The sequence below is a fragment of the Thalassobacterium maritimum genome (assembly GCF_031127805.1).
In the GTDB taxonomy this organism is placed as follows: Bacteria; Verrucomicrobiota; Verrucomicrobiia; order Opitutales; family Coraliomargaritaceae; genus Thalassobacterium; species Thalassobacterium maritimum.
Map to the genome: position 1 here is coordinate 95,331 of NZ_JARXHW010000001.1, position 13,873 is coordinate 109,203.

The following is a 13,873-nucleotide window of genomic DNA, read 5'->3' on the forward strand; positions in this document are numbered from 1 at the left end:
TCACTCTTTACGACTTATGGCCACTTTCTCTAAAAAGAACAATACTCGCAAGTCGCTCGACGGTGCCATGCGCAAAGATGCCGGCCGTGGCAAGGACTCGGCCACCACGCATTTCTTTGAAACCAGCAAAATGATCGAGATCGGCATGTTTGTGCTCTTTTCCGTGCTGGTAATCATCATTTGCTACCTAGGCCAAAAGCCCAAGGGGCCCCGCCTGATCCTGAACCAAGCGGCTCAGTCGCGCATCGTCTCCGAATTTGAATTCGAATATAAAAGCGCTGTGCTGACGGAATCGGCCGCCGCCGCCGAGCGCGCTCAAGTGCCCCCAGTCTTTCAACGCACCTTCGAACCCTACGAAAAATTTAGCCAGTTCATCGCTGACCTCAATTCAGGGATCGCCAAAAACAAGATCGACCACGAATCCAAGGGACAAGAAACCCTGTTGGCGGAACTCTTTAAGACGGCACTCAATCTGATCGAATCCAATGGCCTCACGATAAAGCCCAGTATCATCGTTGAACTGACCACCCAAACCACTCCCAAGGAGCGCTCGATCCTCTTCAACGATGCACTCGCCGTATTAAAATCAATCTATACCGACGGCATTTACTCTGCCAGCCGCACCGATTCAGCCGATCCGCACGTAACTGTCATCCAGCTTGTGGACGAAAATGGCCATTACAATTTGCCCAATGCCCGCTCACTGCCTGACGCGCTGGTTGCGCTACGTGTCCGTATCGATGCTCTCTCGCGCGACGCGTCTACCGGTCGTATACTGTTTGAGATTTTCCGCGCGGGCCTGCGGCCCAACTTACTCTATAGTGCCACCGGCACCAACCGTGCGATTCAACGTGCGATCGAGCAACTAGAGCCTAGCATTGTTAGCTACAAGGAAGGCGACACCTTAATTGAGCCTGGCGCGATCATCACGCCCACAGAGCTCGAACGCATCGCCGCTTATCGAAAAGTGGAACTGGAGCGCAATGGCGACTCTCTTATCTTCAATCCTCTATTCATTGAGCGTCTAATCCTAACGACCATGCTGCTAATCGCGGTCTACATCTACGTTAACCGTGGGCTACGTGAATTACGCAAACGCAACCGCGCCATTGCGATCACTGCAGTCAGCATCTTACTCAATTTACTAATCATCCGTATACTGATGGAGATCGGCGAGAGCGCCTTAATCAACAGTCGCCCCTCACTGAGCATGCTGCCCTACATCGCGCCTTACGCCTTGGCCCCCATCATCGTGGCCGTGCTGGTTGGCGGCGCACCAGCAGTGCTCTGTTCACTGATCATCGCAGTTCTTTATGGCATCATTCAAAACAACTCCGTCGAGTTCATATTGATCGCCTTTCTCTCCGGTGTCGTGGGCGCTTACGCCTCCACTAACATTCGCAAGCGTTCAAAACTGGTACGCTCTGGACTCATGGCTGGATCTACCGCAGCCATCGCGGGCGCAGGCGTGGCCCTGCTCAACGGTTTTTCTTTCAGCTTAGTGGGCCAACAAACACTGGTGGCACTGGTCGTGGGCCTGCTGACTGGTATCCTCGCTGTCGGCCTACTGCCGATCTTTGAGCAGCTCTTTAAAATCACCACCGAAATTACCCTGCTGGAACTGACTGACTTCAACCACCCGCTGCTACGCCGCATGCAGATGGAAGCGCCCGGCACCTATCACCATAGTTTGATGGTAGCCAATCTCTCGGAAAATGCCGCCGCGGCCATCGGAGCCAGCCCGCTACTGTGCCGCGTATGCTGCTTTTTTCACGACATCGGCAAGCTGGTAAAGCCGGAATACTTCACCGAAAATCAACGCGATGGCATCAATCCGCACAACGCCAAGAACCCCTCAATGAGTGCTCTAGTCATTAAGGCACACGTCAAAGAAGGCGTCGAAATGGCACGTAAAAACAAGCTGCCACGCGTGATCATCGACGTCATTCGCCAACACCACGGCACCACCCTGATCCAATATTTCTTCCACCAAGCCAAAGAAAAGGCGAAAGAAACACAAAAGAACACGCAGCCCCCCTTCCCCGAAGGTGGGAAAACCAAGGGCAAGGACTCGTTTAAAGTCGAAGAGAGCACCTACCGCTACGACGGTCCCAAGCCTGCCTTTAAAGAGAGTGCGATCATTTTCTTTGCCGACAGCGTCGAAGCCGCCAGTCGCAGCCTGAAAAAAGTCACCCAGCCCAACGTTGAGGAATTGATCGATCGTATATTTAAAGATAGGATCGAAGACGGCCAGCTCGACAGTTGCCCGCTCACCTTCCACGAGCTCCATCTCATTCGCAAGAGCTTCGTCTACACCGTGCTTAACATGCTACACGCACGCATAGAATATCCCAAAACCGAAGCCGAAAAAGCCAAAGAGCTCGAACTGGAAGCCGCCCACAACAAACAAGAAGAAGAAGCCAAAACCGATGCCAAAGCTCAGTCTGGAAATCAACAACCAATATAGCGCCCTGTGCGCCCCCGAAGCCGCTGCCCGCACACTTTTCGAGACACTACAGGCATCAGCGGCCTTCCCCATCACTGAAGGGGAGCTCTCGATCGCCTTTGTCAGCGATGCTGAAATCGCTCAAGTGCATGCCGATTTTATGGACGATCCCACGCCCACCGATGTCATCACCTTTCCCGCCAACGAGGAAATGGAATCGGCCGGCGAAATCATCGTTTCCGTCGACCACGCCAGCAGCCGTGCGGCCGAGCTAGGCGAACCCTTCAGCCGCGAGCTCAGCCTCTACCTCGTACATGGCTGGCTACACTTAGCCGGCTACGACGACCGTAACGAAGTCGACCGCGCCGCCATGCGCCAAGCCGAGCAAAAAGCCCTAAACATACTCGACGCCGCCGCGAACAAAATCACATTTGAATTAAACAACTAGCACCCAGCAATAATTTTCCCTCGAAAGTAAAATAATCGCCCTCTTTGAAATTCAACGATCAACTTTAGACTAAATGCCGACGGCGTCCTAGCGCAGTTGCAAAGCCGCACAATCCAGCGATTACGGCAAAAACAGAAGGCTCAGGCACAGTGCCTTCTGTAGTGGTAAAACCATCAAAACTTAAGTTGTTCCCGTCAAACAGTAGATTGCGATTCGAATTCGAACCGGGCCTGTTATCAACGACTTGATAATCAAAAAGCACTTCAGCTTGGTCGGTAAATGTAAATGAAATGGCGACATCCGCTTGATATTGCGCAAAGCTGGTTAAGCCTTCTTGCCCCGCTACACCACCACTATCCTGACCCGAAACAGTTAATGCACCTGTGCTGGAGTCTTGTGATAATAAAAGCCGCGAACTAGTGGTCAGTTCGTAGCTGGAGGCAGTATAAACGGTGATCACATCGTAATAAGTGTCATAATACGTGGCTGTCGCCGCTTCCGAATCACTCTTGATTCCACTGGGACTACTGAAACCATCGACATCATAAAAGAATAAATCAAAGGAGAAGCTACTGCCTGGATCAAACAATTCGGTATATCCCGCATCTTGGAACAAGGACAATTTATACGTAGTGGTCGTATTGCCGATTTGATTAATCCTAACATCACCAGCAGCACCGCCACTGCCCCCCGAGCCCTCACTATAACTGTTGATGGCTGAAATTTGAGCATAAATATCGCTCACTCCATTATCTTCATATGATGAAACGACACCGTATGACATCACCCCATCGCTGGTCAGCGTGCTTTGCAGATCTACTGAACCAAAATCAAGATCAATTGCTGCATGCACTGAAACACCAACGCACAATGTGCTAGCTAAACATAAATATTTCATAAAAAATCTAAAACAAATACTAATAACTTGAGGAATAACGTATCTGAGAATTAAGCAGATCTTATGCAAATATAAAATAAACGTTATTTTTATCCGACCATTTTTAAATTTATCCAAATAGTACATCTCCTCGTAAAGGATTTAATACGACTTGCACACCTATGGAGAAAACTTAACTTGTGCATAAGCCTATCACCGACTCTAGTGCTACAATCTATCTATGGTTGACGCCCCTCACCACAACCGCTCATCCTTAAACCGTGCCTGCTCTGGATAATCCAGCCGTCCCCATCACCCCGCCCGAACAGTGGGTCGACGCCTATAGTGACTACTTATACCGCTTCGCTATGTCGCGCTTGCGAAACCCCGAGGCTGCAGCCGACTGTGTGCAAGACACCTTTCTCGCTGGAATCAAGGCACTCGACCGCTTCGATGGCAGCCGCGATATCAAATTTTGGCTACGTGGCATCATGCGCAACAAAATCGTCGATCAAATTCGTAAATCGGTAAAGGAGAATAAAGTCGACATAGAAGCCGAGGACGAAGCCTTGCTCGAAAGTTTTTGGTTTAAATACAGCGGAATCGCCACCACCAACCCCGATCCTTGGCAGTTCAACCCGCGCAAATACTACGACAACAGCGAGTTTTGGGTCGTCTTTGAAAAATGTATCGCCCAAGTCAAAGATCCCGCCCGGCAAGCCTTCGTCCTGCGCGTGCTGGAAGACCAGACAACTGAAGAAGTTTGTAAGGTAATGGATGTGACTCCGAATTACTTATGGGTGCTCCTGCATCGAGCACGCGAGCAACTTAAAGTATTGCTCGAGTCCAACTGGACTGGAAAAGACGCTAAATAATTCTATTTCAAATGTTTACCTGTAAACAAGTATCCAATGCATTGTCCAAAGAGGACTATGAGAAGCTTTCTCCCAGACAGCGCTTCTTTCTGCGCCTACACGTGAAGCTGTGCGTTTTCTGCGGCAAATTTAATCGTCAAGTCATGGAAGCACAGGACATGTGCCGCTGTTATAAGCAGCACGAAGAAAAAGTCGTCGAACAAGGCCCGACGCTCGACCCAGCGAAAAAGGATCAGCTAAAGGCACTACTCGCAGCGCAGTCTCAGCCCGACTGCTGCCATATGTCCGCATCCAACAAAAACTCCGAGAGCCCCTCTCAGTCCTAGCGATACCAGACCGTGCCCAGCTCGCCGACTCCTGATCCCACTTCCCTCCGACTCGACCGCTGGCTTTGGAGCGTACGCGTATATAAAACACGCAGCGACGCCGCCGAAGCCTGCCGCGGCTCCGCAGTACGCCTGAATGGCAATATCGCCAAGCCCTCTTCCAAGGTGCGCGCCGGCGACTGCATCGTGGCGCGCACCAAGGCACTCACACGCACACTCAAGGTCTTAGCAATCAGCGAGAACCGTATGGGCGCGGCCCGTGTGCCCGAGTTTTGCGAAGATCAAACACCCGAGTCGGAACACGAAAAAGCCCGCGAAAAGCGAGCCAATGCGAGAGTCTTTAGCCACAAGGGTAGCGGGCGACCGACTAAAAAAGATCGCCGCGATATAGAAAAACTCATTGGCGGTGGTAGTTAAACCACAATCGTGGCCAGAAGCCACCTCCTAATTCCCAACTCCTAATTCCTACATACAGTATCATCGAAAATCTACTGCAACTCGACTACGAAGCCGAAAGCCCGGAAGTGCCGGAGCCCTTCGCGGCACTCATCCACGATGCCGACCAACGCTGGCACACATTTTGGGCACAAAAACTCAATAAGCGCTACCCGCGCTATGTCGCCAGCGAGCCCGCCCAAGTCTACGCGGCACTCAAATATGTGCGTGATCATGGCATCGCCTTGGGCGACCGTTTCGTCGAATGGGGCAGCGGCTTCGGAGTCGCCACCAGCCTAGCCGCGCAACTGGGCTACGAGGCCACTGGGATCGAGCTGGAGGCCGGACTGGTCGAAATCGCCGAATCTCTCGCAAACGCACACCACACAGGTGCCGAATTCATCCACACCAGTTACATTCCCGAAGGCTATATCAGCTACGAGCACATCGGCGGCACCGATATTGTGCCCGACGACAGTTTTGGGCATCAATCCGGCCCCGCTCGCTATGAGGAGATGGATATCGGGCTCGACGAAGTCGACGTCTTCTTCGTCTACCCCTGGCCGGGTGAACAAGAAATGATGCTCAAACTTTTCGAGTCAGTCGCCAGCGAGGACGCCATCCTGATCGCCTACTACGGTGATCAGGAGATCTGCATATACCGCGCACAATAACGCTTATTTAATAAAGCCAAACAAGCGAATCGCTCAATCGCGCGGCCAAAAAAAGTGCTGTGCAAAATGAGCATACACCTTGCGAAATCGTCTCGAAGACATTTTTTTGGGGCATCCGCATGCGCGGCTGCGCGCGCGGCACTACCTAAAACCGCATCACTGCCAACCACTATGCCAACACTCAGTAAACTCCTCGAAAACAACCGCGAATGGGCACAAAAGACCCTATCTGAAGATCCAGAATTCTTTGACAAGCTCTCCCAGCAACAAAGCCCCGAATACCTCTGGATTGGCTGCTCCGATAGCCGAGTGCCGGCCAATCAGATCACAGGTCTGATGCCAGGTGAGGTATTCGTGCATCGTAACATCGCCAATGTGGTGGTGCACACCGACCTGAACCTACTCTCGGTGCTCCAATATGCAGTGGATGTGCTCAAGGTTCGCCACGTCATCGTCTGTGGCCACTATGGTTGTGGCGGCGTTAAAGCTGCCATGGGGCAGCAGTCACATGGTCTCATCGATAACTGGTTGCGCCACATTCAAGACGTACAAGCCCTCTACACCGAAGAGCTAAAGCCTCTCGAAGGTGAGCAAAAAAGCGATCGTATGTGTGAGCTCAACGTGATCGCGCAAGCAAACAACCTGCGTCGCAGCACCGTACTGCAAGATGCTTGGGCGCGTGGCCAGGAAATCGACATTCACTCTTGGATCTACAGCCTAAAAGATGGCCAAATCCGCACACTACAAGGCGCAATCACGAGCTAGTGATAATTAATTTCCCGTAAATCTACCCCTGCGGCCGGCTACTAACCACTATAAGATCAACTGAAACCAGAGCAAACGACATGCTAAAACTAGACAATACACCCTAGGTGACACATAAGGATCCAACCTATAAAGAGAACAACGACTCACTTTTTTAAACTTGGACCCTTCCAACCATTCAACCTAGGCATTTTGAATTACCAGCACCCAACTAAAGAGACAGAAGCCCTCCGAAAAGACTTGCAGCAATTACAACGTGCCCACAGTGCTTTAAAGGATTCCTTTAATGAAAGTGTGCAACGTTGCGAGCAGCTCGAAGTGGCCTACAACCAAAGCCAGCAGAAGTATCAATTACTGGCGACCAACAGCCTAGAAGTTATCTGGACCTTGGACCTGGAGCACCAGTTCACTTACATCAGCCCATCGATCTATAAATTACGTGGTCTCAGCCCCGAAGAGGCGATGGCCGAAACTCTGGAAGCCACAGTCACTGCAGAGTCCTATCAATTGCTACGCTCTACACTTCTGCAATGCCAGCAAGAGACAGGACCGCTTCGCATAGAAGTAGAGCAGTATCACAAGAATGGCCAATTGATCTGGGTCGAACTGTATCTTAAAACCCTACAAAACAAACGAGGCGAGCTTATCGGATTCGTAGGAAACTCACGCAACATCACTCGGCGCAAACAGTCTCAACAGGCTACCCAGCAACTCGCAGAGCGCTTTGAAAGCTTAGTCGCGAAGGCTCCAATCGGCATCTACGTATTGGGCTTAAATGCGAGCCAGGAAATTGAATTCAAATACGTCAGCGATCGATGGTGCGAAATTCATCAAATCACACGCGAAGAAGTGATGTCCGACATTTCCTGCATTAACAAGCGGATTAATCAGGACGATCAGGAGAGCTTCATCTCAATGAACAAAGAAGCGATTCGCCATAAAAAGCGATTTGTCTGGGAAGGACGCATGCGAAGTGGCGACGAAGAGCGATGGTTTCGTATCGAGTCTGTGCCTATTGCTCTCGAGAACGGCGAATATCAATGGTATGGCGCCGCCAAGGACATCACACCACGCAAACAGTCAGAAAATGCACTGCGCGAAAATGAAGTTCGATTACGCGAACTCAATGCACAGAAGGACAAATTCTTCTCTATTATCGCCCATGACTTGATGGGCCCATTTAATGGCATTTTAGGCTTTAGCGAATTGTTAGTCGCTAAAATCAATGAAAACGACTACGAGGGCATCGATGAATATGCCGCGATGATCGAGCAATCTTCTAAACAATCAGTAGAGCTATTACGAAATCTACTAGAATGGTCACGCGCTCAAACAGGACGCCTTGAGTTTAAACCAGTCCCGCTCGACTTAAACAATTTGATCACCGAAAATACAAGGCTCTTTGATGTCATTGCTGCGCAAAAATCGATCACCATTGTCCAGGATTTACCTGCGCCCCTCCAGGCATTCGCCGACCCGCAAATGATCCGCACTGTGCTGCGAAATTTAGTTTCGAATGCGATCAAATTCAGCCATCCCAGAGGCCAGATAACTGTAAACGCTCATCAAGACGCAGCAGAAATTGTGATTTCTGTACGCGACAATGGAGTTGGTATCTCCAGCAACAGACTGCAAAAACTCTTCCGAATAGACGAAAACGATTCCACTCTAGGCACTAAACAAGAAACAGGCACCGGCCTGGGGCTCATATTGTGCAAAGAGTTTATCGAACAACACCAAGGCCGGATCTGGATCGAAAGCCAAAAAGGTAGCGGCTCCACTTTTTATTTCAGCCTGCCAATAAAGCACCCAGCATCCACTCAGGGCGACTCCACGCGCTAAGCAAACTGACTCTGTCCCGCTTCCACACAGATAGTGCAAAGCTTGATTTTTTAGGAGCATACAAACAAGATGAGCCTCAATACACGCGCTCACAGCGTGCCCCGACCACCAACCCTCATCAATCATGCTCAAAAAATTTGTAGCCTCCGCACTAAAATCAAAGCGTAAAAAAGGGAATGAACAAAAACTGGAAAGCATGTCACTGCGGAAAATCCCCTTTCTTAAAGGTGCCGACGATCAATTAATCTCAGAACTGGCCATCGTAATGGAGCCAGTAAAATTCTCAAAAGGAGAGACTATTTTTCGCCAAGGTGAGCCCGGTGACAGCCTATATCTCATCGTAGAAGGCGCGGTACAAGTCAGCAGCGAAGGCAGAGTGATTGCAGAACTCGGCGTGGGCGGATGCTTCGGCGAAGGGGCCCTACTGGAAGGACAAACACGAACCGCTACCGTCTCGGCCATCGAAGACTTGTCCCTTTTCCAACTCACACGTGAGTCCTATTCAGTTCTAGCAGATAGATTTAAAAGATTACGTTTCCGCCTAAACAATTTGCACAAAGATAGAAAAGCTGAAGAAATCGAAAACTCGATCGGGGGCAAGTTACTACAAAACGCCCCCTTTCTAACTGGCGCGGGCGGTGGTTTAATCAAAGAGTTGGCACGAGTTTTAGAACGCCAACAGTTAAAGCAAGGAGACGTCCTAATCAAAGAGGGAGACGATGGGCGGTATTTCTTTTTAATCGAAGAAGGCCTGCTAGGCATCAGCCAAGGCAAACAACAACTCGCAGAGTTAGGCCCCGGCAGCTGCATCGGTGAAGGCGCCCTCTTTAGCGGAAGAGCCTGCTCCGCGACGGTCACAGCGCTCACGGACGCCTCTTGCTTCACCTTGCGGAAAGAATCCTTCCGCAGAATCATCAGCCGCTATCCCGTATTTGGCAGGCGATTACACGACATACATAGCAAACGCAGCTAGGCTCTGCCTGAACGAAAACGACAGTGCCGGATCGTAAATACATAAAACCCCACCCCTAATTAAAGAGGTGGGGAGTGTGTTTATACCTTACTAGTTACCCCTAACTATATATGAAAAAACGTAATAAATAACTCATTACGCTATACTTCGTCCGCAGGTAACTCACTAAGTTCCGAAAAATCGAACAAAAGTTTTAATTTTATTCGAAAAGGTGAAATTAGCTCAAATTCATCGGATCGACATCGAGCAGGTCGATCACTTCTTTATCCATTTTGAATTCTTGGCGCAGGGCTACGATTTTACCGATGACGCGGCTGGCACTGGGGGCGAAATACCACAGTTGGAAGCGATATTCGTCGCGAATCTTTTCGATGGGGGCTGGCGCGGGGCCGCGGATCTCTAATTCATCTTCCATCTCTTCCTCCAGAACCTTGAGCCACTGCTCGATGTAGAAGTTGACCTTGTCGGGGTTGCGACCACGAAAGAGGTGGCGTATGAGATGTCGGAAAGGGGGATAATTGAACTCGCGGCGTTGCTCGAGCTCTTCGAGTTGAAAGCCGTCGAAGTCGGATTTGCGGGCAAACTGAATGGGCGGTGCATGCGGCGTGCTGGTCTGAATCACCACCTCCCCCGCCCGGTCGCCGCGCCCGGAGCGGCCCGACACTTGCACGATCAGTTGGAAAGTGCGCTCGGCGGCGCGAAAGTCTTCCACGTGCAGCGATTTATCCGCATCGACTAGCCCCACCAGTGTCACATTGGGGAAATCGAGCCCTTTAGCGATCATCTGAGTGCCCACTAGCAGGTCGATCTTGCCGATGCGAAAGTCGTTGAGAATCTTACGGTAGAGATTCTTCTTCGACATCGAGTCGGCATCCATCCGCACGATTTTAGCGCGCGGCAGAATTTTTTGCACGATGTCTTCGATCTTCTGTGTGCCGAGCCCTTTCTTACGGATGTTGATCGACTTGCACTCGGGACACTTGCTTGGGGCTTCGCGCTGTTCGCCGCAGAGGTGACAGCGCAGTTTGCCGTCCGTACGGTGAAAGGTCATAGGAATACTGCAATGCTTACAAGACGCGACATAGCCGCAATCGGGGCAGAGTATGCTGGTAGAAAAGCCGCGCCGATTGAGAAAAAGTATGCTCTGCTCTTTTTTCTCGAAGCGATCGATCAGTTTATCCGCCAAAGTGCGGGATATGGGTGAAGCACCCTTGCCTTGCAGCGCTTCGCGGCGCATGTCGACCAGATGAATCTTAGGCAACTGACGATGATCGACGCGGTTCAAGATGCGGTCGACGGCGTATTTGCCCAGCTCGACATTATAGAGCGATTCAAGCGAGGGGGTCGCCGAGCCGAGCACGCAGACGGACTTGTTGATATGCGCGCGATAGACGGCGACATCGCGCCCATTATAACGCGGCGCCTCCTCCTGTTTGTAGGACGGCTCATGCTCTTCGTCGACAATCATGAGTTTGAGGTTCTGCACTGGGGCAAATACCGCAGAACGTGCGCCGACCACTACGTGCGCTTCGCCGCTGGCGAGGGCTTTCCAAGCATCGTAGCGCTCGCCCTCAGAGAGGTGACTGTGCCAGACCACGGTGTGCACGCCGCGGGCTTCGAGGCGCGCGCGCACACGGCCTACAGTTTGTGGCGCCAGCGCCACCTCCGGCACTAGGAAAATTACGCCGCCACCTGTAGCGACAATTTTCTCGATGGCATTCAGGTAGACTTCGGTCTTGCCCGAGCCAGTCACTCCGTGCAGCAAGCGCACACTAAACTTGTCGGCTGCAATCGCTTCGTGGATCGTTTTCACGGCAGCACCCTGCTCTTCCGTCAAAACGGGCCGCGACTCGGCGACGACGGACTCTTGGTCGCCGAGCTCGTCCTCGTATGCGATGCGCTCTTCTTCAGTGTCGGTCTCGCGCAAGAAGCCCTTGACCACCAAGCCATCACAGGCGGAAGCGCTAATCTTCATGGCCTTTAATATATCCGAGCGTGGTAGTGGTTTTACCTGTTGGCTGATAAATTTGAGAATCGCGGCCTGCTTGGGAGCCCGCTTTTCGAGTGCACTGAGCTCCTCGACTGTAGGTGCTTTGCCCTTGGAAATATAGCGCCGGGTCTTGGGCTTCATTCCTTTGCGAATGGCCGCAGGAATCATAGTTTCCAAGATGGCCTCGGGCGTGGCAGCATAATATTTGAGGGCCCAGCGGAAGAGCTGCATCAGGTCGGGCGTCAGCACAGGATATGGCTGCACGACTTCGAAGAGCATCTTAAGCTTCCCCGGGGGCACGACTTGATCAGTGCCGAAGCGCAGCACGACACCGAGTTCACTGCGCCGCCGCAATGGGATACGCACCAAGGAGCCGAGTTGCAGCGTGGCCTGGCATGTAGGCGGCACGGCGTATGCGAGCGCCTTGTCAAAGCCAGAAAGGGCAATCACTTCGACTATGGTGGTGTCATGCTGCGACTTATTTTTGGGCATCGAGTAAGTCTTTAAAGGCTCCCTCCTGCTCGGCAAGCTCATCCCAACTGCCCTCGCTGATACACTCGCCCTCACGCAGCACAATGATGCGGTCAGCACTGCGGATCGTGCTCAAGCGGTGGGCAATGGTAATGGTGGTGCGCCCCTTCGCAAGATAGTCGATCGCAGCTTGCACGGACTTTTCGCTCTCATAGTCGAGCGCACTGGTAGCCTCGTCGAGAATCAGAATCTTCGGATTGCGCAAGAGTGCCCGGGCGATCGCAATCCGCTGGCGCTGTCCGCCGGAGAGGCTGACACCACGCTCGCCGACTTTGGTTTGAAAGCCATCGGGCAAATCTTCAATAAAATCCAGCGCACTGGCATGTCGTGCAGCCTCACGCACAGCCTCCTCGGTGGCTGAAGGACGACCAAAACGTATATTATCTAAAATCGTGCCGGACAGCAGTAAATTATCCTGCATTACGATGGCACACTCTTGACGAAACTCTCGAATCGCCAAGTCCGACTGCGACACCCCGTCGACTAGAATCTCACCATCAATGGGCGCATAAAAGCCCAACATCAAGCTCACCATGGTGCTCTTGCCCGAGCCACTGGGTCCCACAAAAGCGACGTGTTCCCCTGGTTGAATCGTAGTCGAAAAATTACGAATTGTGCGGTGCTCCTTCTCCTTATCGTAGGCGAAGCTAACATTACGAAACTCAACTTTGCCTTGCATCTGCTCCAGCACACGCGTCCCTTGCCACTGCTCGACATAGGCCGAATCCATCAATTCTTTGATGCTCTTGTAGCTCTCTGCTCCCAACAAATATTGCATACTAAATTGAGTGATCATATTGACCGGCGCCAAACAGACTGGGAGTGCACCTACCAGCGCGACCATCGCACCCAGCGACATTTTCTCTTCGATTACCAGCCCACCGCAAAGCGCGACCGCAAATAGGGACAGGCTGGTAACGACTGTAAATAGAATATAACCGAGCGACTGATTCAGCTGCATCTGAGAAATCCGCTTATCACTATACGCATCGCTCACAGCTCCCATTTGCTTTTTAGCCTCCTGCTCTTGGCCATACCCACGCACCAACTTAATCGCAGAAATAAACTCGTTGGCCTGCCCTGTCATACGCTCACGAGCAACGCGCACCTCATGGTTATTTAACTCGATCTGCTTGAAGAAATAAACCCGCACAAAGGCGAAAATGGGAATACTGATAAGCACAATCAGTAGCAACCAGACATTGATATAAGTCAGGGCCAATATCAGCAAAACCGAACGTAGCAACTCAGGGATAATGCCAGTCACGATCTGAATAACGGTCGCTTCGATATTACTGGTATCGAAGGCATACTTCGAGAGTAAGCGCCCAGTCTGGACGGAGTCCAGAAAACCGAAATGCATAAAGTTAAGTTTATGAAAAATACGCCCGCGCAATTTACGAAAGATCTCTTGCGACTGAGTGGACAGGTTATTTACCGCGATACGCATTGAGACGAAGTGCACAACCAATAAGCCGAGCGACAGTCCCGTATAATACGCGACCGCACCGAGATCACTTTCAGGAATCGCAACATCCACGATGCGTTGCGAAAGAATCGGAAACGGAGTAATCGCAAGCACACTGAGAATGCGCCAGAAGAGGTATGTGCGAAGCGAGCGTTTATGGCTCCAAATGAAGCCACTTAAGGTCTTCTTGTGAAGACCGATCGATTGGTGCGGATGCATAACC

The 13,873-nt window shown here is 51.4% G+C and carries 12 protein-coding genes; 9 read left to right on the forward strand and 3 right to left on the reverse strand.

The genetic code is table 11. From position 1 onward, the window contains the following. The first annotated feature begins 16 nt into the window (after positions 1-16). Both QEH52_RS00380 and ybeY read left to right on the forward strand, forming a co-directional pair. Positions 17-2,467: an HD family phosphohydrolase gene (locus tag QEH52_RS00380; RefSeq protein ID WP_308947912.1), complete on the forward strand. Its 2,451-nt coding sequence runs from the start codon at positions 17-19 to the stop codon at positions 2,465-2,467. Continuing rightward, positions 2,430-2,894: an rRNA maturation RNase YbeY gene (gene ybeY, locus QEH52_RS00385; protein WP_308947913.1), complete on the forward strand. Its 465-nt coding sequence runs from the start codon at positions 2,430-2,432 to the stop codon at positions 2,892-2,894. The genes QEH52_RS00380 and ybeY overlap by 38 nt, the downstream gene beginning before the upstream one ends. 64 nt (positions 2,895-2,958) lie before the next feature. Here ybeY and QEH52_RS00390 read toward each other — a convergent pair whose 3' ends face one another. Continuing rightward, positions 2,959-3,909: a hypothetical protein gene (locus tag QEH52_RS00390; protein ID WP_308947914.1), complete on the reverse strand. Its 951-nt coding sequence runs from the start codon at positions 3,907-3,909 to the stop codon at positions 2,959-2,961. Positions 3,910-4,052: 143 nt separating this feature from the next. Here QEH52_RS00390 and QEH52_RS00395 point away from each other — a divergent pair, with 143 nt between their 5' ends. The 7 genes from QEH52_RS00395 to QEH52_RS00425 all read left to right on the forward strand — a co-directional run bounded on the left by QEH52_RS00395 (position 4,053) and on the right by QEH52_RS00425 (position 9,661). After that, positions 4,053-4,646 carry a sigma-70 family RNA polymerase sigma factor gene (locus QEH52_RS00395; protein WP_308947915.1) on the forward strand — a complete coding sequence of 198 codons (594 nt, stop codon included), beginning with the start codon at positions 4,053-4,055 and terminating at the stop codon, positions 4,644-4,646. Between the two features lie 11 nt (positions 4,647-4,657). Further along, positions 4,658-4,972 (forward strand): hypothetical protein, encoded by a 315-nt coding sequence (locus QEH52_RS00400; protein ID WP_308947916.1) that lies wholly within the window; start codon positions 4,658-4,660, stop codon positions 4,970-4,972. 12 nt (positions 4,973-4,984) lie between these two features. Further along, entirely contained in the window at positions 4,985-5,389 is a 405-nt protein-coding gene (locus QEH52_RS00405) for an RNA-binding S4 domain-containing protein (RefSeq protein WP_308947917.1), read from the forward strand. Between the two features lie 107 nt (positions 5,390-5,496). Beyond that, entirely contained in the window at positions 5,497-6,081 is a 585-nt protein-coding gene (locus QEH52_RS00410) for a class I SAM-dependent methyltransferase (RefSeq protein ID WP_308947918.1), read from the forward strand. Positions 6,082-6,252: 171 nt separating this feature from the next. Next, positions 6,253-6,846: a carbonate dehydratase gene (can, locus tag QEH52_RS00415; protein ID WP_308947919.1), complete on the forward strand. Its 594-nt coding sequence runs from the start codon at positions 6,253-6,255 to the stop codon at positions 6,844-6,846. Positions 6,847-7,038: 192 nt separating this feature from the next. Then, entirely contained in the window at positions 7,039-8,688 is a 1,650-nt protein-coding gene (locus QEH52_RS00420; RefSeq protein WP_308947922.1) for a sensor histidine kinase, read from the forward strand. A gap of 196 nt (positions 8,689-8,884) precedes the next feature. Next, complete coding sequence (locus QEH52_RS00425; RefSeq protein WP_308947923.1) at positions 8,885-9,661, forward strand: cyclic nucleotide-binding domain-containing protein; 777 nt, start codon at positions 8,885-8,887, stop codon at positions 9,659-9,661. 217 nt (positions 9,662-9,878) lie between these two features. On the opposite strand, the gene priA is transcribed toward QEH52_RS00425, so the two are convergent. Together priA and QEH52_RS00435 are read right to left on the reverse strand one after the other, a co-directional pair. Then, positions 9,879-12,143: a replication restart helicase PriA gene (gene priA, locus QEH52_RS00430; protein WP_308947924.1), complete on the reverse strand. Its 2,265-nt coding sequence runs from the start codon at positions 12,141-12,143 to the stop codon at positions 9,879-9,881. Further along, a complete protein-coding gene (locus QEH52_RS00435) occupies positions 12,130-13,869 on the reverse strand; it encodes an ABC transporter ATP-binding protein (RefSeq protein WP_308947925.1) in 1,740 nt (579 codons plus the stop codon). The genes priA and QEH52_RS00435 overlap by 14 nt, the downstream gene beginning before the upstream one ends. Positions 13,870-13,873 lie beyond the last annotated feature (4 nt).

What these genes read in the sequence shown, in the direction of transcription:
- QEH52_RS00380 (WP_308947912.1), top strand. Translation starts at nt 17, where the DNA reads ATGGCCACTTTCTCTAAAAAGAACAATACTCGCAAGTCGCTCGACGGT.
- ybeY (WP_308947913.1), top strand. Translation starts at nt 2,430, where the DNA reads ATGCCAAAGCTCAGTCTGGAAATCAACAACCAATATAGCGCCCTGTGC.
- QEH52_RS00400 (WP_308947916.1), top strand. Translation starts at nt 4,658, where the DNA reads ATGTTTACCTGTAAACAAGTATCCAATGCATTGTCCAAAGAGGACTAT.
- can (WP_308947919.1), top strand. Translation starts at nt 6,253, where the DNA reads ATGCCAACACTCAGTAAACTCCTCGAAAACAACCGCGAATGGGCACAA.
- QEH52_RS00425 (WP_308947923.1), top strand. Translation starts at nt 8,885, where the DNA reads ATGTCACTGCGGAAAATCCCCTTTCTTAAAGGTGCCGACGATCAATTA.
- priA (WP_308947924.1), bottom strand. Translation starts at nt 12,143, where the DNA reads ATGCCCAAAAATAAGTCGCAGCATGACACCACCATAGTCGAAGTGATT.
- QEH52_RS00435 (WP_308947925.1), bottom strand. Translation starts at nt 13,869, where the DNA reads ATGCATCCGCACCAATCGATCGGTCTTCACAAGAAGACCTTAAGTGGC.